The 25,427-nt window shown below is 47.1% G+C and carries 22 protein-coding genes and 1 pseudogene; 4 read left to right on the forward strand and 19 right to left on the reverse strand.

The features are described 5' to 3' along the window. The 13 genes and pseudogenes from nuoM to QJR74_RS09340 form a co-directional block, all read right to left on the reverse strand. Entirely contained in the window at positions 1–1,521 is a 1,521-nt protein-coding gene (gene nuoM / locus QJR74_RS09280; protein ID WP_304371570.1) for an NADH-quinone oxidoreductase subunit M, read from the reverse strand. A gap of 99 nt (positions 1,522–1,620) precedes the next feature. Next, positions 1,621–3,456 carry an NADH-quinone oxidoreductase subunit L gene (nuoL, locus tag QJR74_RS09285; protein WP_304371571.1) on the reverse strand — a complete coding sequence of 612 codons (1,836 nt, stop codon included), beginning with the start codon at positions 3,454–3,456 and terminating at the stop codon, positions 1,621–1,623. After that, a complete protein-coding gene (gene nuoK, locus QJR74_RS09290; RefSeq protein WP_048912308.1) occupies positions 3,453–3,755 on the reverse strand; it encodes an NADH-quinone oxidoreductase subunit NuoK in 303 nt (100 codons plus the stop codon). The genes nuoL and nuoK overlap by 4 nt, the downstream gene beginning before the upstream one ends. Then, complete coding sequence (nuoJ, locus tag QJR74_RS09295; RefSeq protein ID WP_304371572.1) at positions 3,752–4,306, reverse strand: NADH-quinone oxidoreductase subunit J; 555 nt, start codon at positions 4,304–4,306, stop codon at positions 3,752–3,754. The genes nuoK and nuoJ overlap by 4 nt, the downstream gene beginning before the upstream one ends. Positions 4,307–4,316: 10 nt before the next feature. Further along, positions 4,317–4,859 carry an NADH-quinone oxidoreductase subunit NuoI gene (gene nuoI, locus QJR74_RS09300; protein WP_048912310.1) on the reverse strand — a complete coding sequence of 181 codons (543 nt, stop codon included), beginning with the start codon at positions 4,857–4,859 and terminating at the stop codon, positions 4,317–4,319. Positions 4,860–4,870: 11 nt separating this feature from the next. Continuing rightward, on the reverse strand, positions 4,871–5,848 hold the full coding sequence (nuoH, locus tag QJR74_RS09305) for an NADH-quinone oxidoreductase subunit NuoH (RefSeq protein WP_304371573.1): 978 nt from the start codon (positions 5,846–5,848) through the stop codon (positions 4,871–4,873). Further along, entirely contained in the window at positions 5,845–8,568 is a 2,724-nt protein-coding gene (gene nuoG, locus QJR74_RS09310; protein ID WP_304371574.1) for an NADH-quinone oxidoreductase subunit NuoG, read from the reverse strand. The genes nuoH and nuoG overlap by 4 nt, the downstream gene beginning before the upstream one ends. A 92-nt stretch (positions 8,569–8,660) precedes the next feature. Next, on the reverse strand, positions 8,661–10,007 hold the full coding sequence (gene nuoF / locus QJR74_RS09315; RefSeq protein WP_304371575.1) for an NADH-quinone oxidoreductase subunit NuoF: 1,347 nt from the start codon (positions 10,005–10,007) through the stop codon (positions 8,661–8,663). Further along, positions 10,004–10,519, reverse strand: a complete 516-nt coding sequence (nuoE, locus tag QJR74_RS09320) for an NADH-quinone oxidoreductase subunit NuoE (RefSeq protein WP_304371576.1) — start codon at positions 10,517–10,519, stop codon at positions 10,004–10,006. The genes nuoF and nuoE overlap by 4 nt, the downstream gene beginning before the upstream one ends. 2 nt (positions 10,520–10,521) lie before the next feature. Then, positions 10,522–12,335 (reverse strand): annotated as a pseudogene (gene nuoC / locus QJR74_RS09325) (NADH-quinone oxidoreductase subunit C/D). An 88-nt stretch (positions 12,336–12,423) separates the two neighbouring features. After that, positions 12,424–13,104 (reverse strand): NuoB/complex I 20 kDa subunit family protein, encoded by a 681-nt coding sequence (locus QJR74_RS09330; RefSeq protein ID WP_099824239.1) that lies wholly within the window; start codon positions 13,102–13,104, stop codon positions 12,424–12,426. 12 nt (positions 13,105–13,116) lie between these two features. Continuing rightward, positions 13,117–13,560: an NADH-quinone oxidoreductase subunit A gene (locus QJR74_RS09335; protein ID WP_304371578.1), complete on the reverse strand. Its 444-nt coding sequence runs from the start codon at positions 13,558–13,560 to the stop codon at positions 13,117–13,119. Positions 13,561–14,025: 465 nt separating this feature from the next. Continuing rightward, a complete protein-coding gene (locus QJR74_RS09340; protein WP_304371579.1) occupies positions 14,026–14,964 on the reverse strand; it encodes a LysR substrate-binding domain-containing protein in 939 nt (312 codons plus the stop codon). Between the two features lie 814 nt (positions 14,965–15,778). Between QJR74_RS09340 and QJR74_RS09345 the strand changes: the two genes are divergently transcribed. Further along, entirely contained in the window at positions 15,779–16,996 is a 1,218-nt protein-coding gene (locus QJR74_RS09345) for a pyridoxal phosphate-dependent aminotransferase (RefSeq protein ID WP_304371580.1), read from the forward strand. A 59-nt stretch (positions 16,997–17,055) separates the two neighbouring features. Further along, entirely contained in the window at positions 17,056–17,661 is a 606-nt protein-coding gene (gene yfbR / locus QJR74_RS09350; RefSeq protein ID WP_304371581.1) for a 5'-deoxynucleotidase, read from the forward strand. Positions 17,662–17,711: 50 nt separating this feature from the next. On the opposite strand, the gene QJR74_RS09355 is transcribed toward yfbR, so the two are convergent. Continuing rightward, positions 17,712–18,353, reverse strand: a complete 642-nt coding sequence (locus tag QJR74_RS09355; protein ID WP_304374011.1) for a sugar phosphatase — start codon at positions 18,351–18,353, stop codon at positions 17,712–17,714. Between the two features lie 14 nt (positions 18,354–18,367). Beyond that, on the reverse strand, positions 18,368–18,817 hold the full coding sequence (yfbV, locus tag QJR74_RS09360; RefSeq protein WP_304371582.1) for a terminus macrodomain insulation protein YfbV: 450 nt from the start codon (positions 18,815–18,817) through the stop codon (positions 18,368–18,370). Positions 18,818–19,114: 297 nt separating this feature from the next. Between yfbV and QJR74_RS09365 the strand changes: the two genes are divergently transcribed. Beyond that, the gene (locus tag QJR74_RS09365; RefSeq protein ID WP_304371583.1) at positions 19,115–20,317 is read left to right on the forward strand and encodes an acetate kinase; all 1,203 of its coding nucleotides are present in this window, start codon (positions 19,115–19,117) and stop codon (positions 20,315–20,317) included. Positions 20,318–20,357: 40 nt separating this feature from the next. Beyond that, positions 20,358–22,508, forward strand: a complete 2,151-nt coding sequence (gene pta, locus QJR74_RS09370) for a phosphate acetyltransferase (RefSeq protein WP_304371584.1) — start codon at positions 20,358–20,360, stop codon at positions 22,506–22,508. 52 nt (positions 22,509–22,560) lie between these two features. Here the strand turns inward: pta and yfcD are convergent, their stop codons facing one another. The 4 genes from yfcD to QJR74_RS09390 form a co-directional block, all read right to left on the reverse strand. Then, positions 22,561–23,082, reverse strand: coding sequence for an NUDIX hydrolase YfcD (gene yfcD / locus QJR74_RS09375; RefSeq protein ID WP_304371585.1), 522 nt, complete (start codon positions 23,080–23,082; stop codon positions 22,561–22,563). A gap of 119 nt (positions 23,083–23,201) precedes the next feature. Continuing rightward, on the reverse strand, positions 23,202–23,975 hold the full coding sequence (locus QJR74_RS09380; protein ID WP_304374012.1) for an ABC transporter ATP-binding protein: 774 nt from the start codon (positions 23,973–23,975) through the stop codon (positions 23,202–23,204). A 13-nt stretch (positions 23,976–23,988) separates the two neighbouring features. Next, positions 23,989–24,696: an ABC transporter permease gene (locus QJR74_RS09385; RefSeq protein WP_304371586.1), complete on the reverse strand. Its 708-nt coding sequence runs from the start codon at positions 24,694–24,696 to the stop codon at positions 23,989–23,991. Then, positions 24,693–25,379: an ABC transporter permease gene (locus QJR74_RS09390; RefSeq protein ID WP_304371587.1), complete on the reverse strand. Its 687-nt coding sequence runs from the start codon at positions 25,377–25,379 to the stop codon at positions 24,693–24,695. The genes QJR74_RS09385 and QJR74_RS09390 overlap by 4 nt, the downstream gene beginning before the upstream one ends. Positions 25,380–25,427: the final 48 nt, after the last annotated feature.

Consider the following 25,427-nt stretch of genomic DNA (forward strand, 5'->3'; position numbering starts at 1 on the left):
TTACTGCCTTGTCATTGTAAGTGAAGCGTTAAACCAGTGCTGTATGGCACCCATGGTTGACGAAGAAGTATCGAGAATCGGTTGCGGGAATATTCCTAACAACACTACCAATACCACTAAAATCAAGATCATGGTGAATTCACGTGCATTCATCGCCGCTAGCGGGGTTTCGGACTTAGGCGCGCCGTAATAGGCTCGCTGCATCATGATTAATGAGTAAACCGAGGCAAAGACTAAGCCAAAGGTCGCAATCACAATAATCACTGGCACCACTTGGAAACTACCGGTCAAAATCATAAATTCGCCTGCGAAGTTACCGGTACCGGGCATGCCAAGATTAGCCACAGCAAAGAACAGCGACATCGCGGGGATCCATTTAATACGTGCCCATAATCCGCCCATTTGGCGCATATCACGGGTATGCAGACGCTCATAGAGCTGGCCACAAAGAATGAACAGCGCTGCGGAGGAAAGTCCGTGCGCAATCATCTGGACCACTGCGCCTTGATAAGCAAGTTGGCTGCCGGTAAAAATGGCTATTACTACAAAACCCATATGTGAAATCGAGCTATAGGCGATCAAACGTTTGATATCGGTTTGGGTGAAAGCCATCCACGCACCGTAGAAAATGCCGATTAGCCCAAGTCCCATCGCAATAGGCGCGAACTCTGCAGACGCTTGCGGAAACAGTGGTAGGCTGAAACGTAATAGTCCATAAGCTGCAGTTTTTAACAGGATACCGGCTAAATCGACAGAACCCGCAGTCGGTGCTTGGCTGTGTGCATCCGGTAACCAACCATGCAGCGGAACAATAGGCATTTTTACGGCAAAGGCGATAAAGAAACCCAGCATCAGCAAATATTGCACATTATGGGACATAGGTGTATTGAGCAGTTGCTCATACGCAAAGGTCCATACCCCGGTTGCCGAGTAATGCGTAAATACTAAGCCAAGGATCGCAATCAGCATCACAAGACCGGATGCTTGAGTGTAGATAAAGAACTTAGTCGCAGCCGAAATGCGTGTCTTGCCGTCAGAGGCTTTATGCCCCCACAAGGCAATGAGGAAGTACATCGGCACCAGCATCAGTTCCCAGAAGAAGAAGAAAAGGAACATATCCAGTGAGAGGAAGACCCCCATTACCCCGCCTAAAATCCACATTAGATTTAGGTAGAAAAACCCTTGGCGTTTCTGTATCTCTTGCCAAGAGCAGAGTACCGCCATTAAACCGAGCAGCGCAGTAAGCACTACCATTAATAGCGACAGTCCATCAATAGCAAGGTGGAAGTTAATCCCAAAACGCGGGATCCATTGTGCAGTAAACGATGACTGCCAGTGATCAACACCTGAAGTTTGAGTAAATGAAAACCCGCCTTGCGACCAAAGTTGCAAAGCAAGCGCTAGCGTTAGCCCCATTGTGACGAGCGCAACCCAGCGCGGTACTTTAACGCCTAAGCGTTCAGCCAGCCAGCAGAGTAAGCCGCCAACGAAGGGGAGGATAATTAGCCAAGGTAGTAACACGGCGTAGAGTTCCCTTTTTTAGTGATTCTGAGTCATATTGCTCAAAAAAATTACGCTTGGAGGTAAAGGCGATAAAGTATTCGCCCTTACCTACGCACCCTAGATCACCAGCAGTAACGCTAGCACAACCACTGCACCGATACCCATTGACGCCAAGTACCAACGCACATAACCATTCTCACCGACCACTAATCCACGATTGAAGAGCCGAGAGAACACAGCAAAGAGATTCATTAACGCATTAAGCGGATCGGACTTCAGTAACCAGCCCACGGCTTTAAAGGTCTTCACAAACAGTAGGTCGTAGAGCCAATCGAATCCCCATGCCGCAAACCACCAGGTCGACAGGAAACGCCCTGGTCCACTGGCTGCCACGGCATTTACTAAACGACGCTTTCCTAACCACAACGCTGCTGCAATCAGAATACCGACAATGGCTACGCTACCGGATACCATCTCCAGCATCTCTTTCCCTTCAGAAGAGAAATGATTCTCTGGCAGAACGCCCGCTAGCGGTGGAGTAATCATGGCGCCAACAAAAGTCGATAGCACTAACAACACCAGTAGTGGTAAATGGTGAGTGATCCCCTTACCAGCATGTGCCTTAATTTTCTCTTCACCGTGGAAAACGATAAAGATCATCCGGAAGGTGTAAATGGACGTCAAGAATGCTCCTACTAGGCCAGCAATCATCAACCCGTGATGACCATTCGCCATGGCACCGAACAGAATTTCATCCTTACTGTAGAAACCTGCAGTAATGATTGGTAACGCAGAGAGTGCCGCCCCCCCTACTAGGAAGCAGATATAGACCAGTGGAATGGATTTGCGTAGACCACCCATTTTGAAAATATTCTGCTCATGGTGACAGGCCAAAATGACTGACCCAGAAGAGAGGAACAGTAATGCTTTAAAGAAAGCATGAGTCATTAGATGGAAAATCGCCGCATCCCATGCTTGGACGCCCAGTGCCAAAAACATATAACCAATTTGGCTCATGGTTGAGTAAGCTAATACCCGCTTGATATCAGTTTGCACTAATGCCGCAAAGCCCGCCAAAACTAGGGTGACTGCCCCAACGATCCCAACTAAATGAAGCACTTCTGGGGTGAGCAGGAACAGACCATGTGTACGAGCAATGAGGTAAACACCTGCCGTCACCATGGTTGCCGCATGGATCAGTGCGGAAACCGGAGTCGGGCCAGCCATTGCGTCTGCTAACCAGGTTTGCAGTGGCAATTGCGCCGATTTACCAACAGCTCCCCCTAATAACATTAAGGTTGCCCACTGCAGCATATGGTTATCCGCTGCGAAATGTTGTGGAGCGAGTTCCACAACTTCACGGAAGTTCAACGTCCCTAATTCGTTATAAATAATGAATAAGGCAAAGGCTAAGAACACATCGCCGACACGCGTAATAATAAAGGCCTTCATGGCCGCTTTACCGTTATCAGGATTGGTATAGTAGAAACCGATTAATAGATAGGAACATAGCCCTACCCCTTCCCAGCCTAAATACATCAGCATCAAGTTATCGGCAAGCACCAACACGACCATGCTCGCGATAAACAGGTTGGTATAAGCGAAGAAACGCGAATAGCCCTCTTCACCGCGCATATACCATGATGCAAACATATGAATGAAAAAGCCTACTCCAGTGACAACCGATAGCATGGTCATAGAGAGACCATCTAAGGTGAAGCGCACAGGAATATTGAAGGGTGGCACACTCATCCAAGTCCAGAGTGTTTGTTCAAATACCGCGCGTCCGTGGGCAAAAAAGTCCATCCCGACATATAGCGTGGTTAATGCTGCCAGACCGATCGAACCTATCCCCACTGTTGCGGAAAGATTTTCACTCCAACGACCGCGAGAGAACGCCAGTAATACGAAGCCAATTAAGGGAAAAAGGACGGTTAAATAGAGTAGGTTCATCCGCGCATCTCGCTCACTGAGTCAATGTTGAGTGTCTGACGACGACGATGGAGTTGGAGTAATAAGGCTAGGCCAATACTTGCTTCCGCCGCAGCTAAACTGATGGCCAAGATATACATCACTTGCCCATCTGCTTGTCCCCAATAACTTCCTGCCACCACCAATGCTAAGGCTGCTGCATTGATCATGATCTCAAGTCCAATCAGCATAAATAGCAAATTGCGACGTAAGATAATGGAGGTGAACCCCATGACGAATAAAATCGCCGCAAGAATTAATCCATGTTGTAACGGGATCATGAACGGTTCTCCTTCTCGTTATCTGCCCGATCATCTTCGCGGTTAGCCAAGACTTCACCCCGGCGCTCTTCGCGTCCTAAGTGATACGCCACCACAACACCGGCCAGTAATAACATTGACGCTAATTCAACCGCGAGGACATACGGGCCGAATAGGCTAATTCCCACTTCTTTCGCTGCAATGACCGTTCCATCAATGCCTTGATCGTTAATGGTTAAAATCGACCGAACGATAACGATTAACAGCAATAATGCGATGGCGCCTGGGCCAATCCATAACGCTGGTTTTAACCACTCACGCTCTTGTTGTACCGTACTTTTACCTAAATTGAGCATCATCACAACGAAGACAAACAGCACCATGATCGCCCCCGCGTAGACGATGATTTCCAATGCTCCGGCAAAGTAAGCGCCAAGAGAGAAAAACACGCCTGCAATAGCGAGAAGCGACACGATAAGGTACAACAACGCATGAATCGGGTTGCTATGTGTAATGACACGCAGCGTTGCCAGAATGGCAATAATGCCGCAAAGATAAAACGCAAATTCCATGCCCGACTCCTTAGGGTAATAAGCCTTTAACATCGATAGGTTTGGCTTCGTTTTCTGCAGAGCCCTTCTCTTTGCCGTCAATCGCCATACCTGCCATGCGATAGAAGTTATATTCAGGATATTTGCCGGGTCCTGAAATTAATAAATCTTCTTTTTCATAGACAAGATCCTGGCGTTTAAACTCTCCTAGCTCAAAATCAGGCGTTAATTGAATTGCTGTCGTAGGACAAGCTTCTTCGCAAAGGCCACAGAAAATACAACGAGAAAAGTTAATCCGGAAAAACTCAGGATACCAACGGCCATCATCCATCTCGGCTTTTTGTAGTGAAATACAGCCTACCGGACAGGCAACAGCACATAAGTTACAGGCAACACAACGTTCTTCACCATCCGGATCGCGCGTTAGCACAATCCGCCCACGATAGCGTGGCGGTAAATAAACCGGCTCTTCTGGGTACATCTGTGTTTCACGCTTGGCAAAGGCATGCATCCCAATCATCCAAATACTTCGGACTTGGGTTCCAAAACCCACCACTATATCTTTTATTTTCATGGTGTTATTCCTTACTGCGCGCTATAGAGAATGACGGCTGCGGTCGCCAGCAAATTCAATAACGTCAGTGGCAAACATACTGTCCAACCAAAAGTCATTACCTGGTCATAACGTGGACGAGGCAGCGCCGCACGGATCAAGATAAACATCATCATAAAGAAGGCTGTTTTCAAGGCGAACCAGATAAATGGCGGTAACCAAGGCCCATGCCATCCCCCGAAGAACAGGGTGACAATCAGTGCTGAAACGGTGGTGATCGCTACATATTCGCCGACAAAGAATAGGCCAAACTTCATTCCGGCATATTCGATGTGATAACCGTCCGCCAGCTCTTGCTCAGCTTCGGGTTGGTCAAAAGGATGTCGGTGACAGACCGCCACGCCAGCAATACAGAACGTCACAAACCCGAAGAATTGCGGGATGATATTCCATAGATGTGTCTGACTGTTGACGATATCGGTCATATTGAAAGAACCGGCTTGTGCCACAACGCCCATCAGGGATAACCCAAGGAACACCTCGTAACTGAGTGTTTGCGCTGATGCACGCATCGCACCCAGTAGCGAGTATTTGTTGTTACTTGACCAGCCAGCAAACAATACGGCATAGACCGCCAAACCGGCCATCATCAGGAAAAATAGCAGACCGATGTTAAGATCAGTCACTTTCCAGGTTGGCGAGACAGGAACAATAACAAAGGCCAGCAGTAAGGAGACAAAAGCGATAACCGGCGCCATAGTGAAGATCGCACGGTCAGTGAAAGGAGGAACCCAGTCTTCCTTAAAGAACATCTTAATCATGTCTGCCGCAAGTTGTAGCGAGCCTCCCCAACCGACACGGTTAGGCCCGTACCGGTTTTGGAATAAGCCCAGCAAACGACGCTCCGCAAAGCTCATAAATGCGCCACACGCCACAACCACCAGTAAAATCACGACTGATTTTACTACTTGCAGAATGACATCGATCACTTCAGGTGTGAACCAGCTCATGCTTGTGCCTCCTGCAACATCTCCACCTCTGCCCCACTTAAGTAAGGAGGAATGCCTGGCATCCCGACTGGGAGGCCAACTAATCCTTGCGTTAAGCTATCAGAAAGACGCAATGGCAAGGTCAAGCCAACCCCTAGTGCATGTAAATTGACAGATTGCCCGGCTTGTAAACCTAGCTTCTGAGCATCCTCAGGATGTAAAACGACTTCCGCAGGCGCACTGCGCTGGGCAAAGACTTCTGAACGCTGTGAGAGTTCTTCACTACCAAAGAGACGCCATAACGGTACGACACGCCATTGTGCTTGAGGTTGGTACGCCGACGGAATCGCCGTAAACCACTCCCCACCAGTGCCTTGACCATCAAAGAGACGCACACCAGGATCACCATGACGTAGGTGTCCACCCACTTCATCTTGGAATTTATTCCAAGCTTGTGGCGAGTTCCAACCTGGCGACCAAGCAAAAGGAATCTGTGAGCGCGGTGCTTGCGGCTGGTTGTTACCTTCCATTGAGAAGGCAAACATAGTGTCTTTATCTTGTGGCTGACGCGGTTCGTGCACACTGATGTTAGCGCGCATCGCGGTACGGCCACTGGAACGGTGCGGTGAACGGGCGAGTTTCTGACCACGGATACGGAATGACGCATCCGGCGCGGCATCCTTGATGGCATTGAGGAAAGGTTTTTCCGCAATCACAGCATCAATGACATGATCGAGCTGAGACCAATCGGTTTCCCGGCGATTTACGGCACGCTCTAAGGCATGAAGCCAGCGCCAGCTCTCAAGTTGGGTGACAGTAGTATCGTAATAGGCGGGGTCATACACTTGGAAGAAACGCTGTGCACGCCCTTCTTGGTTGATCAAGGTTCCGTCTGCTTCAGCGAAGCTCGCTGCAGAGAGAATAACAGAAGCCTTCGCCAATGTTGAGGTGGCTTGGTGGTCAAGCACCACTACCTGATCAGCACGACTCAAGGCGGTATCGACAATAGTAGCCGGTAGGTGACGATAAAGATCATTTTCCATCACCACTACAGCATCAGCTTCCCCTTCGGTAAGCATAGCCAACACTGACTCCAGCGGTTGACCACCCAGTAATCCAAGCCCGATACTGTTAGCTTGCGGAGCCAATAGTGTAATCCCTACTTCATTTCCTTGTGCCTTAAGTGCTTGAGCAACATTAGCCGCTGCATGGAGCAGATCGTCACTCCCAGCATGAGTACCGGCAATAATCAGTGGTTTTTTAGCGCCACTCAATGCTTGAACAATCACATCGACCTTGGCGGTTAGGCGGGTATCAAAATCGCTTACCGCAGGGGCCGAACCGTCAATCGCATGCGCGATGGCAAAGCCCAGTCGGGCTTGATCTTCGACCGGTGCGCAGTAGTTCCACGCTGCAATATCATCAAGCCGGGTCGGCTGTGCCGTGGTCATAAAGAGAGGATGCTTTGCATGCTGTCCGATATTCAGAATCGCAGCAATCTGCCAATCGGCGACTTTCTGCGCCGCAGCTAATTCGCGTGCTTTGCCTTTTACTGCTTGACGGACAGAGAGTGAGACACGGGCACCGACCTGTGTTAAATCTTCGCCTAGTACCAACACCGCATCATAATTTTCAATTTCACGCAGTGACGGTGTATAGAGGCCACGGTTCTGCAGGATATCGATAATTAATTCAACCCGACGCTGCTCGGCAGCAGTCATCCCGGTAGAGAAATTCTCCGCTCCCACCAGTTGTTGCAGTGCGAAATTGCTCTCTACGCTCGCGCGGCCTGAACCGATACCGACCACACGTTTTGCCTGACGCAGCAGATCGGCACTTGCCGTAATCGCTTGTTCAGCGTTCATGGTGACCCAGTTTTCGCCATGACGGAGTTGTGGGTGACGAGGACGGTCGTCGCGATTGACATAACCATAACCAAAACGGCCACGGTCACAGAGGAAGTAGTGGTTTACACTACCATTAAAACGGTTTTCTATACGACGCAGTTCACCATAACGCTCACCGGGGCTGGTATTACAGCCAATACTACATTGGTGACAGATGCTAGGCGCATACTGCATATCCCATTTGCGGTTATAGCGTTCAGAGTGCGTTTTATCGGTGAATACGCCTGTCGGACAGACTTCGACGAGGTTGCCTGAAAATTCGCTCTCTAATGTGCCTGATTCGGTACGACCAAAGTAGACATTATCGTGCGCACCGTAAACCCCAAGGTCGGTGCCGCCGGCGTAATCTTTGTAGTAACGCACACAGCGATAGCACGCAATACAGCGGTTCATCTCATGAGAGATGAAAGGCCCTAAATCTTGGTTTTGGTGGGTACGTTTGGTGAAACGGTAGCGACGGAAGTTATGGCCGGTCATAACGGTCATATCTTGGAGATGGCAGTTTCCGCCTTCTTCACACACCGGGCAATCATGCGGGTGATTGGTCATCAACCACTCCACCACACTTTCTCGGAATTCACGCGCTTCAGCATCATCAATCGAGATAAAGGTGCCGTCGGCAGCGGGTGTCATACACGACATCACCAGACGCCCACGGGTATCTTCGGCATTTTGATATTGCTTTACCGCGCATTGACGACATGCACCGACGCTACCCAGTGCTGGGTGCCAGCAAAAATAGGGAATATCAAGGCCCATGGAGAGACAAGCTTGTAGCAAGTTCTCTGCACCGTCTACCTGATACTCTTTTCCGTCTACATGAATTGTAGCCATAGTCAACATGCTCAAGTAAGGCTCGGTTTGACGCGAGCGTTAAACATTAATACTTATTTTTTTGTGATCGCTAGCCTTAACAGGTCAGCGTTCTACCAACGGCTTTTTAATAAGTTCGGTTGGATCCCGCTGATGCTGCGTGTATTACCAAAAACTTGCGGCGCAATGCCGGCTTCGAACTCTTCACGGAAATACTTAATCGCGCTCTGTAAGGGTTCAACTGCACCGGGCGCATGAGCACAGAAGGTTTTACCTGGACCTAGTTGGCGACAGAGTTGCTCTAAGGTCTCAATATCACCAGGTTGACCTTTACGCTGCTCCAACGCGCGCAGAATCTTGACACTCCAAGGTAAACCGTCCCGGCAAGGCGTACACCACCCACATGATTCACGAGCAAAGAACTCTTCCAGATTACGCACCAAGGAAACCATATTGATTTCATGATCAACCGCCATGGCCAGTGCAGTACCTAAGCGGCTTCCCGCTTTACCAATACTGGCGAATTCCATCGGTAGATCTAAGTGAGATTCGGTTAAGAAGTCAGTCCCTGCCCCGCCCGGCTGCCAAGCTTTAAAACGTAAGCCATCACGCATGCCGCCTGCATAATCTTCCAAGATTTCCCTCGCAGTGATCCCAAAAGGAAGCTCCCACAGTCCAGGATTCTTCACCCGTCCTGAGAAGCCCATCATCTTGGTGCCTGCATCTTCGCTTTTCGACAGACCTTTGTACCACTCCACACCGTTCGCTAAGATGGCCGGAACATTTGAAAGCGTTTCAACGTTATTCACACAAGTCGGTTTACCCCAAACGCCTGCGCTAGCTGGGAAGGGTGGTTTTGACCTTGGGTTGGCACGACGCCCTTCTAAGGAGTTGATTAAAGCCGTCTCTTCCCCACAGATGTAGCGTCCTGCTCCGGTATGGACGAAGAGTTCGAAATTAAAACCAGTACCTAAAATATTCTCACCGAGTAGGCCGGCTTGCTTTGCTTCTTCAATCGCACGACGTAAATTCTCAGCCGCCTCGACGTACTCTCCTCGTAAGAAGATATAGCCACGATACGCCTTGAGGGCGAAGGCGCTGATCAGCATTCCTTCCACCAATTGATGGGGCATTTGCTCCATCAATAAACGGTCTTTGTAGGTGCCCGGCTCCATCTCATCCGCGTTGCATAAGAGATAACGGATGTTCATCGACTCGTCTTTCGGCATCAGACTCCATTTCAAACCGGTAGAGAAACCAGCACCACCGCGCCCTTTCAGACCTGAGTCTTTTACCTGCGCCACGATCTCGTCAGGTGACATCCCGCCTAGCGCTTTGCGCGCGCCAGCATAGCCATTTTTTGCACAGTACTCATCGAACCAGACCGGTTGTTTATCGTCACGCAGACGCCAGGTCAGTGGATGCGTTTCCGCAGTACGAACAATGGTTTTGAAACTCATGAGTATTGCTCCAGCAGCGAGGCGATGGACTCAGGCGTTAAATGCACATGAGTGTGTTCGCCAACCATCATCGTCGGCCCCTTATCACAATTACCTAAGCAGCATGTCGGTAACAATGTGAAACGACCATCAGCCGTCGTTTGTCCTGGTTTTATCTGGAGAGTTTCCTCTAACGCGGCTTGAATTCCTTGATAACCCGTAATATGGCACACCACGCTGTCGCAATAGCGAATCACATGGCGACCCACAGGCTGGCGGTAAATTTGGCTATAAAACGTAGCCACGCCTTCCACGTCACTGGCTGGAATACCCAGAACTTCAGCAATGGCGTCAATCGCCCCATCAGGCACCCAGCCCCGTTGTTTTTGAACAATTTTCAGCGCTTCAATTGAGGCAGCACGCGGGTCTTCGTAATGGTGCTTCTCATGCTCAATCGCCTGCTGTTCGACATCGGTCAGCGTAAAACTGGCTTGAGTGTCGATCGTTTTAATGGAAATAGTTTGATCGTGCATAATTAGCGGTCCACATCTGACATAACAAAATCAATACTACCTAGGTAGACGATAAGGTCTGATACCAAACTGCCATTGATCACGGATGGGATCTGCTGCAGATGAGGGAAACTAGGAGTACGAACCCGGGTGCGATAACTCATGGTCGAGCCATCGCTGGTTAAGTAATAACTGTTAATACCTTTCGTTGCTTCAATCATTTGAAATGATTCATTCGCAGGCATGACCGGTCCCCACGACACTTGTAAGAAGTGCGTAATCAAGGTCTCGATATGCTGTAATGTGCGCTCTTTAGGCGGTGGCGTAGTCAGTGGATGGTCAGCTTTGAACGGCCCTTCTGGCATATTCTTCAGACACTGCTCAAGGATACGCAGTGATTGCCACATCTCTTGCATTTTTAATTGAACGCGGCTGTAAGCATCACTGATGCCATCCCCAACAGGGATCTCAAAGTCGAAGTTTTCGTAACCAGAATAAGGACGCCATTTACGTACGTCGAAGTCTAGCCCGGTTGCGCGCAACCCTGCACCCGTGGTTCCCCAACGCAGTGCTTCTTCTTGGTTGTAAGCGGCAACGCCTTTCGAGCGGCCAACTAAAACGGAGTTACGAAGCGCAGCTTTGTCATATTCTTTCAGACGCTTTGGCATCCAATCTAAGAATTCGCGCAACAGGCGTTCCCACCCCTTAGGTAAATCATGGGCGACGCCGCCGATACGGAACCAGGCTGGGTGCATCCTGAAACCGGTTATCGCTTCGACTAAATCGTATATTTTCTGACGATCTGTAAAGGCAAAGAATACCGGTGTCATCGCACCGACATCTTGAATAAAAGTAGAAATATAGAGTAAGTGGCTATTGATACGGAAAAGTTCAGAGAGCATGACCCGGATAACGTCGACTTTCTCAGGTACTGTAATCCCCGCTAATTTTTCCACCGCGAGAACATAAGGCATCTCATTAACGCAACCACCTAAATACTCAATACGGTCGGTGTAAGGGATATAGCTATGCCAAGATTGGCGCTCCCCCATCTTCTCAGCACCACGGTGGTGGTAACCAATGTCGGGTACACAATCGACAATTTCTTCGCCGTCAAGTTGCAGGATAATACGAAACGCACCGTGCGCGGAGGGGTGGTTCGGTCCCAAGTTAAGGAACATAAAATCCTCATTGGCGGTGCCGCGTTTCATTCCCCATTTTTCAGGATCGAAGGTTAACGCTTCCATTTCCATATCCTCTTTTGCTTTCGTCAGCATAAAAGGATCGAATTCTGTGGCACGTGCCGGATAGTCCTTACGTAATGGATGACCGGTCCAGGTATCGGGCATCATGATACGCGTTAAATGCGGATGTCCCTCGAAGGTAATGCCGAACATTTCCCAGGTTTCACGCTCATACCAATTGGCGTTCGGGAAAATTTTGGTCAAGGTTGGTAAGTTGAGATCACGCTCGAGCAACGCTACTTTCAGCATAATATCGCGATTACGATCGATCGAAATAAAATGATAAAACACTGAAAAGTCTGCTTCAGGCAGACCTTGACGATGTGTTCTTAACCGCTCATCAACGCCATGCAGATCATATAGCATGACATAAGGTTTCGGCAGTTGACGGAGGAAACTGATAATTTCGAGCAGTTGCTCACGGCGTACCCAGACCACAGGGATCCCAGTTCGCGTAGGTTGGACCGTAAAAACGTCAGGTCCAAAACGATTACGCAGCTCTTCCACCACCGGGTCATCAAGATGATCCTGAGTCTGCCAAGCAGCGGGGGTTTGCTGTTGCGTGTTGATATCTGTCATACGTTGTTCACCATTCCGGCCAGTAGTGGCACGACAAAGAAGGCTGCCATTAGGCGTGAGAATTATTGTTATCGTTCCTAACGCCGCCTAATGGTTTTCGGGTCAAATTTCGTCTGGAGTACGTAGCGTCGTGACGGCGATGCGTTCACCGCGTTTACGCTCACGTTCCGATTGCATATTGGCGCGATAGACTCCCTGATCCCCAACCACCCATGAAAGTGGGCGACGCTCTTTACCGATAGATTCCTGCAAGAGTAATAAGGCCTGCATATAGGCTTCCGGACGGGGAGGACAACCTGGAATATAAACATCAACGGGGAGGAATTTATCTACGCCTTGCACGACCGAATAAATATCGTACATACCGCCAGAGTTAGCACAGGCGCCCATCGAGATGACCCATTTCGGCTCTAACATTTGATCATAGAGACGTTGGATAACCGGTGCCATTTTAGTGAAGGGGGTACCCGCGATGACCATGAAGTCAGCCTGACGGGGTGACGCACGCATGACCTCGGCACCAAAACGGGCCACGTCATGGACCGCAGTGAACGAGGTTGTCATTTCAACATAGCAACAAGAGAGGCCAAAGTTATAAGGCCATAAGGAGTTTTTACGCCCCCAGTTCACCATGTCGTGCAGCGCATGCTCCAATTTACCCATATAAACACTTCTATGGACGTGCTGTTCGAGAGGATCGCTAACAATTTCCTGCTTTTGTAAGGGATAGCGATCGTTCTCACCATTGCTATTGGGATCGACGCGGGTGAGTGTGTAATCCATCTTAATGCCTCTCTATGACTTATGAGGAGAATTGCCGCGTCCGTTCTCTGTTTTAACGACAATACGACGACGTGCTGGCGCCCAATCAAGTGCACCTGTTCTGACGAGATAAACTAGTCCAGCTAACAAAATAAGAATAAAGATTGTTGCTTCAGCAAAGCCAATCCAACCACTTTCGCGGACGGAGGTGGACCAGGCGTAAAGGAATAGTGCTTCGACGTCGAAAATGACGAAGAACATCGCGACAAGATAAAATTTGGCAGAGAGGCGAAGATGTGTAGAACCGACAGGCTCGATGCCTGATTCGAATGGGGTATCTTTGTGTCGACCTTTAGCACGCCCACCCAGTAACCAACCGCCGGTTAACATGAATGCACAGAGTCCGAAAGCGATGACGACAAAAACGACAAAAGCCCAGTGATGAGCGATTACTTCAGTAGTGGTTGACATACTCATGCTTACTCTTCAAGTGTGGATAACAGTTTGCAAAACTGTGCAAGGAGTGACCACAAAAGTTTACGGAAGGTGTAACACCTTTTAGTAATGTCTGTTAAATAAAAAATTAACAGTATTTTTATTGGTTTTTTTTACTCCTTTTCATAACCTTTTGTCAACCTAAGCGAATAAATATAAATATTTTTTAACAATTGACAAACATGAAATGTAAAGACTTAACCTCGGATCTCTGTCACAAATTTTCAAGAAATCTCAAATAAGTGTGGCAGGTTTATAAGAATTTTCACGCACAATAAGTAAGGTTTTATTGATCTGACTCATGTATTGACCAATTTTATGCCTACTGTACGGTGAGCTCCCCATCTATCAGGAGGAGCTACTTTGGCAGAGCGTTTACTCATCACCATAGAATTTTGGCCTTAGTGACTTTTGTCTGACAAAAAATCTCTACTAAGGCCTGCACTTTCAATTGAGTGATTCTACCGTCTCACATGACTGCTTATCGATATGGGGTAACTCAGATAAACGATGAACAAGATCTGGCACGGGTGCTAAAACATTGAACAGCGATTGGACAAATAATTTTTCGCTCTTGGGATGACGGCATAACAAATACTGAGTATCTGGAAGCAGTGGCAATCCCTCTGCCGTACCCAACACGCGCAGTTCAGGCTTTAGCATTTCTGCAGGTCTGACTGTTGCACCTAGCCCAGATTTTACCGCCACCTTAATTGCTGCTTTGGAATTCGCAACATAGGCCAATCGCCAAGGAACTTGATGTTCATCCAGCGCATTAATGGCAATCTCTCTGAAAAGTTCACCCTCATTTTGAATCACTAGGGGAATGGCCTCTCCAGGAGTGATCGCAAAGTCTGCCGCACAAAACCATAGTGTCGGCGACGTCCGTAAAACTTGCTGTTCAAAACGCTCATCACCTTGGGTTGTCAGCGCAACGTCAATTTCTTGTTGGTCGAGCAGCGTTAATAAGGTTTCTGTCTTGTTAATTCGAACTTCAACATCAAGGCTTGGGTATAATGCTGTGATGCGGTTAAGTACAAAAGGTAATAACGTTTCAGAAGTATCTTCCGTCACCCCTACGATAAGTTTTTCCTGCTCATCGCTATATTTTAGCGATGCACAGGCTTCATCGTTGAAGCGAAGAATCTTTCTTGCATAACCTAACAATTGAATACCATGTTCTGTGAGGAGTTTGTTCCGGCCATGGCGGGCAAAAAGCTCACGGCCAACAATTTGCTCCAATCGCTGCATTTGTTGGCTTACTGCAGATTGTGTTCGGCATACCGCTGCTGCGGCTGCCGCAAAAGTATTTAAATCAGCGACTGCAACAAAAGTGCGCAGCAGGTCGAGATCGAGATTAATCGATATATTGTTATGGATTGTCATAATTATTCACTTTTTATTTTATTTTAACGTTCACTGGTGTTGTGTGTTACTGATTGAATAACTCTATATTTTTAAATGAATTACTATCCAAAAACCAAACGCTAGCTAAAGTTCATCAAGTGGACTCGTACTTTGTAATAAGTCACACTAATTCATACTTATCGTTATCGGCCTAAAGAATTAAAAAATACCTATAATAGACAATAAAATTAAGTTAACACCCCTTCTACGATAAGTTTTTATTTGTTAATTAGACTTAATCATTTCTAGCCATAAATTGGAATTATTTTTCGATAAAACTGAGCTTTCTTTGACTTAGTTCATATAATACAACGCTAACCCTTCTTTCCATACGCCTACCACCTCGATTATAAGAAATCATCTAACGATTAATTTTTCTTGCTGCACTATTAATAACTAATAAAGTAAAAATCTTTAAGACAAATTAATAATTAAGGCCACTAATCCTAGCTAATTCAATCGATGAGGTGGTTAGTGTTATTATTGATAATTACTCCAAAAAACTCTTATAAAAATTTACTTGCTACTGACATTAATTTTAAATTAAAACTTTCGATCATCGAAAAGAAGAGTACCCATCTGACCATTTGGCGTTACTGCTCCTCGTTAACTTAGCTTATCGAGATTTAATATCGCATAATTGATATTTTTTAGCACGAAAAACTAGAAACATAGATTTCCCTTCTGTAATCGGCGCTCAGTTCACAGTGACACTTCATTTAAGTGTCTGACCGGAGTACATTTACTTATATTGATAGTGCCATTTACTGTTCCTTAAGCCGAGACGAAGCGCATGAGCATAAAAATAGAAAAATCTGCCAAATTAGAGAACGTTTGCTACGACATCCGTGGCCCAGTATTAAAAGAAGCTAAACGTCTTGAAGAAGAAGGCAATAAAGTTCTCAAGTTAAATATTGGTAACCCAGCGCCTTTTGGTTTTGAAGCGCCTGATGAAATTTTAGTCGATGTGATAAAACATCTTCCGACGTCACAAGGTTACTCAGACTCAAAAGGACTTTACTCAGCCCGTAAAGCCATTATGCAACACTATCAAGCGTTGGGAATGCGCGATGTAACGGTCGAAGATATTTACATCGGTAATGGTGTTTCAGAGCTTATTGTGCAATCAATGCAAGCATTACTGAATACTGGCGATGAAATGCTCGTTCCTGCTCCCGACTACCCGTTATGGACCGCTGCCGTGTCGTTGTCCAGTGGTAAAGCAGTTCACTATCTTTGTGACGAAAGTAGTGATTGGTTCCCCGACCTCGACGATATTCGCGCCAAAATCACTCCTCGCACACGCGGTATTGTGATTATTAACCCGAATAATCCCACCGGTGCGGTCTACAGCAAAGAGTTATTGATTGAAGTGGTAAAAATCGCGCGAGAACATAATCTCATCATTTTCGCTGACGAGATTTACGATAAAATTCTATATGATGCTGCACAGCACCATTCGATTGCTGCGTTAGCTCCTGACCTGTTAACGGTTACTTTCAACGGACTTTCAAAGACCTACCGTGTGGCGGGTTTCCGTCAAGGCTGGATGGTACTGAACGGGCCAAAGAAACATGCTAAAGGCTATATCGAAGGCCTAGAAATGCTAGCATCAATGCGCCTCTGCGCGAATGTTCCCGCGCAGCACGCCATTCAGACTGCACTGGGAGGCTACCAAAGTATTAGTGAGTTTATCGTCCCTGATGGGCGCCTCTACCAACAACGGGAACGCGCTTGGGAACTGGTTAATCAAATTCCTGGAGTAAGTTGTGTAAAACCGCAAGGTGCGTTATACATGTTCCCAAAAATTGATATCAAGAAATTCAATATCTACGATGACCAAAAAATGGTCTTAGATTTCTTGTTACAGGAGAAGGTGTTGCTGGTACAAGGTACCGCCTTCAATTGGCCATGGCCAGACCATGTCCGGATCGTCACCTTACCGAGGGTGGACGATCTCGAGATGGCGATCAATAAATTCGGTCGTTTTCTCAGTCACTACCACCAATAATCATGACTCACTAAGGCGCCGCAAGGCGTCTTTTTATTAGGCTCAAAAAAGAGGATAACATGGCAATCCAAAGTACTTTTATGGCATGGATAACCCGTATGCCACTGATCAAACGCTGGGCCTTGATGCATTGTGTACAAAAAGAAAACGTGGCAGAGCATAGTCACCAAGTTGCGGTCATTGCTCATCTACTGACCGTTATTGGTAATAAACGTTATGGGAACACATTGAATCCTGAACGTGCCGCAGTCGTTGCCCTGTACCATGAAGTATCAGAAACAAAGCTTCAAGATATCAATTCCCGGACAAAATATCACAATCCAGCTTTCACCCAAGCCTTTAAGCACCTTGAAAAGATTGCCGAGCAAGAGTGTTTAACCACCCTGCCTGATGACTTACGTGACGCCTTTTCCGATTTGATCATCCAAGATAACGTCGACAGTGAATATAAAAGAATCGTCAAAGCAGCCGATATTTTAGCGGCCTATATTAAGACGTTGAATGAGCTGAGGTTCAATAACGACGAATTTATTCATGTTAAAGAAGGGCTAGAGGAAAGGCTTAACTACTTGCGCAGTACCATGCCAGAAGTTAATGACTTTTTAGAAATCTTTGCAGAGAGCTGCACGACGACACTTGACCGCATTTCTGAGAACTATCAATAATATCAAGCAGACATCGGATTATCCGATGTCTTGGCTGAACCTTAGCCTGATTACAATCTAAAGCCTTGGCCTACGGGGGTTATAGAGAGTTCAGTGAGGCGATTAAGTCGGTATGTGGCCTTCAGGTGGGATGCATCCAACGGCGCATTAACCGCCACTACGGCGCATTTCGCCGCTAAGCCTGCCTCAATCCCCGCTGCGGCATCTTCTACTACCACACATAGCTCGGGAGCTAGCCCGAGTTGCTGAGCTCCTAACAGATAAGGATCCGGGTTTGGTTTCCCTTTTTTGACCTGTTCTGCGGTGATAAATACCTCAGGGCGAGGTAAACCCAATACCTCAAAACGGGCCGACGCCACAGGAAAACTACCAGAAGTCACTATCGCCCAAGGTATTTGCTGTTCCGTCAAATAAGTCAGTAACGTTCGCGCGCCAGGAAGCGGGACTATCCCATCCAGTGTTGTAGACTCGAGATGTTCTAACCACAGGAATTCTTCACGTAAGGTCGCTTCGTCTGCATGAGGTAAAAAGTGACGCAACGAAGTGATAGCCTGTTTACCATGAATAAAGGCTAGGATCTCTGAGGCAGGGATGCCATGCCGCTCTCCCCATTTCGCCCATGCAGTTCCAACCACGGCTAAAGAGTCCACTAGCGTACCGTCCAAATCAAAAAGAAATCCTTGATACATAATGACTTACCTTATCACTACAGTTCATCCAAAAAGGCTTTATCCAACTGTTTAAAAGCCTTCATTAATAGTTCGGCTAGATGTTGATAGGTCACCTCGCCCTGAGGAAGGTTGATGACTTGCCCTGAGGTTTTGAGCTTTTCACGAATGGTGTGAAACCACTCTAGCGTACCACCTGTTAACGGTTTAACCGACCTCTTACCTAACCACCACAAACCTTGTATTGGTAAACTGCAAGCAAACACAGCCGTCGCTATTGCCGGACCGATTTGTGCATGGAATGCCAGTTGCCAGCAAAGAATAAAAACGGCAATAGGCGGCATAAAACGAATACCAAATTGCGTCGCTCGACACACTCTATTCTCAGGGAAAATTGCAGAAAGACTCTTTTCCTGTGGCCACGTTTTCATATATTTTTTGCCAAGACGCAGCGTTAAAAAAAGCCCTGGCCGATGCGAGTCATTCATAATTTCAGCCTCAACATTCGCAGAAGTTAAATAGTTTTAATTCCCTTTTAATTGGGAGTACCATTCGCACCACACTCTCAGCGTGCAAGAATGGGTACAGGATAGCACCCCCGTCGACAATCGATGAGAAAGATGACACAAACTTACACTGAGATTCTGAGCAATCCTGTAATTCAGTAGAGTATTGCCCCAGAACATAGTTATCCCTCATGACCAGTGTATAGTAGCATTATCGAAAGCAATGCCAATTAAGCGGAATTTTTTGGCTGCTGACACATTACATTTACAGGTGCGTTTATGTTGAATAACTTAGTTCTGGTTCTAAATTGTGGGAGCTCATCTCTCAAATTCGCAATTCTTGATCCCGCTACTGGCGCAGAATACCTTTCCGGTTTAGCCGAGTGTTTTTCACTAGCGGAAGCGCGTATCAAATGGAAGCATGCGGGGGTGAAACAGGAAGCAGCCCTCGGTGCTGGAGCTGCTCACAGTGAAGCACTAGCCTTTATTGTGACTCATATTCTCGCCGACGCACCTGAACTGTCTGAAAAAATTAGTGCGATTGGTCACCGCATTGTCCATGGCGGCGAGCACCTCACTCAATCGGTCGTAATTGATAATCAGATTATAGACGCGATTGAACAAGCGACCTGTTTTGCACCGCTACACAACCCAGCGCATTTGATTGGGATACGCGAAGCATTTAAGAACTTCCCTCATCTCACGACTAAGAACGTCGCCGTTTTCGATACGGCTTTCCACCAGACTATGCCAGAAGAAGCGTACCTGTATGCCCTCCCTTACGCACTTTACGAACAACATGGAATCCGTCGATATGGCGCCCATGGTACGAGCCATTTCTATGTCTCTCGACAAGCCGCTGAGTTACTCGCTAAACCAGTAGATGAACTCAATGTGATTACGTGCCATCTCGGTAATGGCGGTTCGGTGGCGGCAATTCGACAAGGAAAATGTGTCGATACCTCGATGGGACTCACTCCCTTGGAAGGATTAGTCATGGGTACACGAAGTGGCGATATTGATCCGGCTATCATCTTCTACTTACACGATAATTTAGGGATGGACGTCGCACAAATTAATCAGTTGTTGACCAAGGAGTCAGGATTACTGGGGCTCACGGGCGTCACCAGTGATTGTCGCTTTGTCGAAGACAATTTCGCCAAAAAACCAGAAGCTAAGCGCGCGTTAGACGTATTCTGTCATCGTTTGGCCAAATACATTGGCGCATATTCCTCGCTGATGGACGGCAGACTTGATGCGGTAATATTTACAGGCGGAATCGGTGAAAACTCTGCCAAAATCCGTGAACAAACCATTCAGAAACTCGCACTACTCAATTTAGCCGTTGACCCGTCAAAGAACTTAGCCGCACGCTTTGGTGAGTCTGGGGCGATTCAACGTGAAGGTAGCCGTCCAATCCTCGTTATTCCAACAAACGAAGAGTGGGTCATTGCACAAGACGCTGCCAGATTGACGGCTTAATGGTTACCTATCAGTACCAAGAATATTAGAGGGGGTTAATTTGTCTCGTACTATTATGCTGGTGCCACTGAGCACAAGCGTGGGTCTGACCAGTGTGAGCTTAGGGGTAATACGTGCGATGGAACGTAAAGGCATGCGTATCAGCATGTTCAAACCTATCGCTCAAGCACGTGATACCGACCAGTCACTAGACCACACCACGGAAATCATCAACGCCACATCCTCCATTCCGGCCGTAGCACCTCTGGCATTAAGTTATGTCGAGAACTTACTCAGTAATAATCAACAAGATGCCCTGATGGAAGAGATTCTGGCACACTTTCATGATAATACCGCCAATGCAGAAGTCGTATTAGTTGAGGGATTAGTCCCAACACGTAAAAACCAATTTGTGCAAACGCTCAATTATGAAATCGCCAAAACGCTCAATGCTGAAATTATTTTTGTCGGATCTCCTGGAACGGATACCCCAGCCCAACTGAAAGAGAGAGTTGAACTCCAGCTTAACAGTTTCGGTGGCCGTAAAAATAAGAACATTACTGGTCTGATTATTAATAAAATCAATGCCCCCACTGATGAGGAAGGTCGTACCAGACCTGATTTATCAGAAATGTTCGACGATACTAATGAAGCCACCGTGAGTAATTTCACGTTTGAACAACTTATGCATGCCTCACCTCTTCCGGTGCTTGGGACTATTCCCTGGAATTTCGATCTGATTGCTACCCGAGCGATTGATATGTGTCGGCATCTCAAGGCCGAAATTATCAATGAAGGAGACATCACAACTCGTCGAATTCAATCGGTAACCTTCTGTGCTCGTAGTCTTCCCAATATGCTCAAGCTATTCCGTCCAGGCTCCTTATTAGTGACTTCGGCTGATCGCCCAGATGTGTTAGTGGCAGCCTGTTTAGCCGCAATGAATGGTGTCGAGATCGGGGCCATCTTGCTGACTGGCGGTTATCAGATGGATCCAGCTGTTCAAGAGCTCTGCTCGCGGGCATTTCAAACTGGTCTTCCCGTTTTCTTGGTGAAAACGAATACCTGGCAAACGTCATTGACCCTGCAAAGTTTTAATTTAGAGATCCCTGTGGATGATACGCAGCGCATTGAGAAAGTGCAGGAGTTCATTGCGAGTTATATCGATAAACAGTGGATTGACTCCTTAGGTTCGGTTGCCGAACGCAGCCGCCTTCTATCTCCCCCCGCATTCCGTTATCAATTGACCGAACTGGCACGCCAAGCGGGCAAACGTATTGTCTTACCTGAAGGTGATGAGCCAAGAACCTTACGCGCCGCAGCGATCTGTGCAGAACGCAAAATTGCCCAATGTGTATTACTCGGCGATCCAGCAGAAATTCAACGCGTCGCTTCAGTACAAGGAATCGTACTCGGAGAAGGTGTCAGTATCGTAGATCCACAAGCGGTCAGAGAAGAGTATGTAGCGCGTTTAGTCGAACTCCGTAAAAATAAAGGAATGACGGAGGTTGTGGCGCGCGAACAGCTGGAGGATAACGTCGTACTCGGTACTTTAATGCTTGAAAAAGGCGAAGTCGACGGATTGGTCTCCGGTGCGGTCCATACCACTGCTAATACCATACGCCCACCGCTACAGCTGATTAAGACCGCGCCAAATAGCAGCATCGTTTCCTCAGTCTTCTTTATGTTGCTTCCTGAACAAGTACTGGTCTACGGTGACTGCGCTATCAATCCTGATCCAAATGCCGAACAATTAGCCGAAATTGCCATACAGTCGGCGGATTCCGCCGCTGCCTTCGGAATTGAACCGCGCGTCGCAATGATCTCTTATTCAACCGGTGATTCTGGTAGCGGTAGCGATGTGGATAAAGTGCGAGAGGCAACACGCCTTGCACAGGAAAAGCGTCCTGATCTGATCATTGATGGGCCACTGCAATATGATGCCGCAATTATGGAGGATGTCGCGAAGTCTAAGGCACCGAATTCTCGAGTCGCGGGTCGAGCGACAGTATTTATTTTCCCGGATCTGAATACTGGCAATACGACTTATAAAGCCGTTCAGCGCTCAGCAGAATTGATCTCAATCGGGCCCATGCTGCAAGGTATGCGTAAACCGGTGAATGATCTGTCACGAGGTGCATTAGTGGACGATATTGTTTACACCATTGCGCTAACTGCTATTCAATCTCAACAGGCTGAAACAAGAGGCTAATCCTTACGCCACCTGTTAGTGGTGATAACAGGTGGCGTAAAAAGGGTGAAAGTTAGCGGTTTTCACCATTTCGGGTTAGCCATAATGCTAAGGCTTTTAGCGAGTCATCGGTAAATTCATCGCAACGTGCGGTAATCTCTTCTGGGGTCATCCAGAATACTTCTGTCACTTCGCCATCTTGTAACGCAAAAGGACCGTGGCAGACGCAACTGAACAAGCTCCCCCAAACACGACATCCTTCATCTTCGTAATAAAACTTACCATGCTCTGCTAAGGGTACGCCTGCAATACCTAACTCCTCTTCCGCTTCGCGACGAGCGGACACAAGAAGATCTTCACCAGATTGCACTACTCCACCGGCTGTCGCATCGAGCTTACCCGGAGCGAAGTCCTTATTTTCAGCACGGCGTTGGACCAAAATACGGCCAGACCCTTCTGTCACAACGATATAGGTTGCCCGATGGCGTAGGGATTCAGCACGCATTTGTTGACGAGCGGCCGTCGCAACGACCTCATCATTCTCATCGACTATATCAACCCATTCAATCTGATCTGCAGAAACTTGTTCAACCATGGTTAACCCTTTTCAACGCGAGTAGCGACTCTACGCGCTATATGCTTTTATTTACCCTAAGAGTAATAAGTAAAAAATAATTTCGCAATCTCTAGCATTATGAAGAAATGCTTTTCATTTTATTTTAAGTTATTGCTTAGGAACTGTTGCAAACGTGCTGACTTAGGATAGTTGAAAATATCTTGGGGTGAACCTTGCTCTTCTATCTTGCCTTGATGGAGAAAAATCACCTGTGAAGAGACTTCTTTAGCGAAGGCCATTTCGTGAGTCACCATAATCATGGTTTTACCCTCTTTGGCCAGTTGCTGCATAATTCGCAATACTTCCCCTACCAACTCTGGATCCAAGGCAGACGTCGGTTCATCAAATAAAATAATCTCAGGCTCCATAGCCAATGCGCGGGCGATAGCGACCCTTTGTTGCTGCCCCCCCGATAAATGAACAGGATATTTTTTCCAGTTCACCGCGTCTATCCCGACTTTACGCAAGAAATATTCTGCCTTCTCTTGTGCCTGACTCTTAGTTTTTCCCAGGACTTTACAAGGGGCTTCCATAACATTTTGCAGTACCGTCATGTGGCTCCACAGGTTAAAGTGTTGGAAAACCATGCATAACTTACTGCGCAATAACTTCAGCTGTTGTTTATCCGTAATCTGCAACTGCTGCGTGCGATCGGCGGTTAAAAAGATCTGTTGTTGATTCAGCCAAATTTCCCCCTTGTTCGGGTGTTCTAAGAAATTCAAGCAGCGTAATAATGTACTTTTCCCTGATCCTGACGCGCCGATAATCGCAATAACATCTCCTTCGTTAGCCGTTAGGCTGATACCTTTTAGTACCTCGTGCTGACCGTAGGATTTGTGGAGTTGGGAAATTCTTAATTTTTCATTGGACAGCATACACGAATCCTTAGCGTGAACTGATATGAGGTAACCAGCGTTTCTCTAACTGGCGAAAAGCCATAATTAAAACGCAGGAGATAAAAAGATAAAGCACTGCGGCAATACCGAAGGCCGTAAAGGGTTGGTAGGTATCGGCGTTGATATCTCGGGCCACCTTTAAAATATCGGGAACCGTTGCGGTAAAAGCTAAGGAGGTTGAGTGGAGTAATAAAATAACTTCATTACTGTATGCAGGAAGTGCGGTGCGAAACGCCGAGGGCAATATAATAGAACACCACAATGATAAGCCTCGAAAACCGTAGGCCTGAGCAGCTTCAATCTCTCCGGCAGGCACGGCGCGAATCGCGCCAGCAAAAATTTCTGTCGTATAGGCTGCTGTATTCAGTGTTAAAGCAAGAAGGGTACAATTTAACCCACTACGAAAAAATTCATTCAGCAGCTGATGATCTTTAACCACTTGTAGGGTATAGAGGCCCGTATAAATAATCAATAATTGCACATAAAGTGGGGTTCCACGGAACACAAAGGTGAACATTGCAATGGGTGCAGATAGCCAGCGACGAGATGAAACCCGGGCAATCGATAACAATAAAGCCAGAATTCCTCCCGCCACCATCGAAAAGACCAGTAACCATAAAGTCATGGCCAAACCACTTATTTGATAACCATTGGTCCAGAGCAACGACTGCCAATATTGTTGAAGGATTTCATTCATAACGTCACCTTCTTCACACCAGCAGAATAAAAACGCATCAAAGCTGCCAAAACAAGTTGTGAAATTATCGTAAATAATAGATAGACGGCGCCGGCAATCAGTGCAAAAAACAGCGGTTGCCAAGTGCTTTTACCGGCTAGTTGCGTTGCCTTAACCAACTCTTCCAGCCCCAAAATTGATACTAATGCCGTCGCTTTCAAAATAACTTGCCAGTTATTGCCTATAGCAGGAAGCGCAAAGCGCATCATCAACGGGAAAGTTATTCGAATAAAGCATTGCCAAGGTGTCATACCGTAAGCAATCGCAGCCTCACGTTGACCGATAGGAACGGATAACACTGCGCCACGAAAAGTTTCCGTAAAATACGCACCATAAATAAATCCCAAGGTGAGGATCCCTGCTGGCAGCGGAGCAATATCGATGTGATCGAGATGGAGGCTATGGGTGAATTGGTTTAGCGCAATCTGTAAACCATAAAATATTAATAACATTAATACTAAATCCGGTATCCCCCGAACGATAGTGGTATAGGCAGTACCGATAGCCCGTAACCATGTAAAACGGGAAAGACGTGCAGCGGCGCCACCAAGTCCAATCAACACAGCAAAAATCAGAGCACTGAGCGCAAGCTCGACTGTCACCCCTATTCCTTGCAGAATCACTTGTCCATAACCTTCTAGCATCTACGACCTCTCTTATCGTGCGATAACAGAGCGCCAACTATCGCGACG

The sequence above is a fragment of the Tatumella ptyseos genome (genome assembly GCF_030552895.1).
In the GTDB taxonomy this organism is placed as follows: Bacteria; Pseudomonadota; Gammaproteobacteria; order Enterobacterales; family Enterobacteriaceae; genus Rosenbergiella; species Rosenbergiella ptyseos_A.

Bases quoted from the DNA above. Each gene is read 5' to 3' on its own strand.
- nuoL (WP_304371571.1), bottom strand. From the start codon at position 3,456: ATGAACCTACTCTATTTAACCGTCCTTTTTCCCTTAATTGGCTTCGTA.
- nuoK (WP_048912308.1), bottom strand. From the start codon at position 3,755: ATGATCCCGTTACAACATGGATTAATTCTTGCGGCGATTTTATTCGTC.
- nuoJ (WP_304371572.1), bottom strand. From the start codon at position 4,306: ATGGAATTTGCGTTTTATCTTTGCGGCATTATTGCCATTCTGGCAACG.
- nuoI (WP_048912310.1), bottom strand. From the start codon at position 4,859: ATGAAAATAAAAGATATAGTGGTGGGTTTTGGAACCCAAGTCCGAAGT.
- nuoH (WP_304371573.1), bottom strand. From the start codon at position 5,848: ATGAGCTGGTTCACACCTGAAGTGATCGATGTCATTCTGCAAGTAGTA.
- nuoG (WP_304371574.1), bottom strand. From the start codon at position 8,568: ATGGCTACAATTCATGTAGACGGAAAAGAGTATCAGGTAGACGGTGCA.
- nuoF (WP_304371575.1), bottom strand. From the start codon at position 10,007: ATGAGTTTCAAAACCATTGTTCGTACTGCGGAAACGCATCCACTGACC.
- nuoE (WP_304371576.1), bottom strand. From the start codon at position 10,519: ATGCACGATCAAACTATTTCCATTAAAACGATCGACACTCAAGCCAGT.
- QJR74_RS09330 (WP_099824239.1), bottom strand. From the start codon at position 13,104: ATGGATTACACACTCACCCGCGTCGATCCCAATAGCAATGGTGAGAAC.
- QJR74_RS09335 (WP_304371578.1), bottom strand. From the start codon at position 13,560: ATGAGTATGTCAACCACTACTGAAGTAATCGCTCATCACTGGGCTTTT.
- QJR74_RS09340 (WP_304371579.1), bottom strand. From the start codon at position 14,964: ATGACAATCCATAACAATATATCGATTAATCTCGATCTCGACCTGCTG.
- QJR74_RS09345 (WP_304371580.1), top strand. From the start codon at position 15,779: ATGAGCATAAAAATAGAAAAATCTGCCAAATTAGAGAACGTTTGCTAC.
- yfbR (WP_304371581.1), top strand. From the start codon at position 17,056: ATGGCAATCCAAAGTACTTTTATGGCATGGATAACCCGTATGCCACTG.
- yfbV (WP_304371582.1), bottom strand. From the start codon at position 18,817: ATGAATGACTCGCATCGGCCAGGGCTTTTTTTAACGCTGCGTCTTGGC.
- QJR74_RS09365 (WP_304371583.1), top strand. From the start codon at position 19,115: ATGTTGAATAACTTAGTTCTGGTTCTAAATTGTGGGAGCTCATCTCTC.
- yfcD (WP_304371585.1), bottom strand. From the start codon at position 23,082: ATGGTTGAACAAGTTTCTGCAGATCAGATTGAATGGGTTGATATAGTC.
- QJR74_RS09385 (WP_304371586.1), bottom strand. From the start codon at position 24,696: ATGAATGAAATCCTTCAACAATATTGGCAGTCGTTGCTCTGGACCAAT.
- QJR74_RS09390 (WP_304371587.1), bottom strand. From the start codon at position 25,379: ATGCTAGAAGGTTATGGACAAGTGATTCTGCAAGGAATAGGGGTGACA.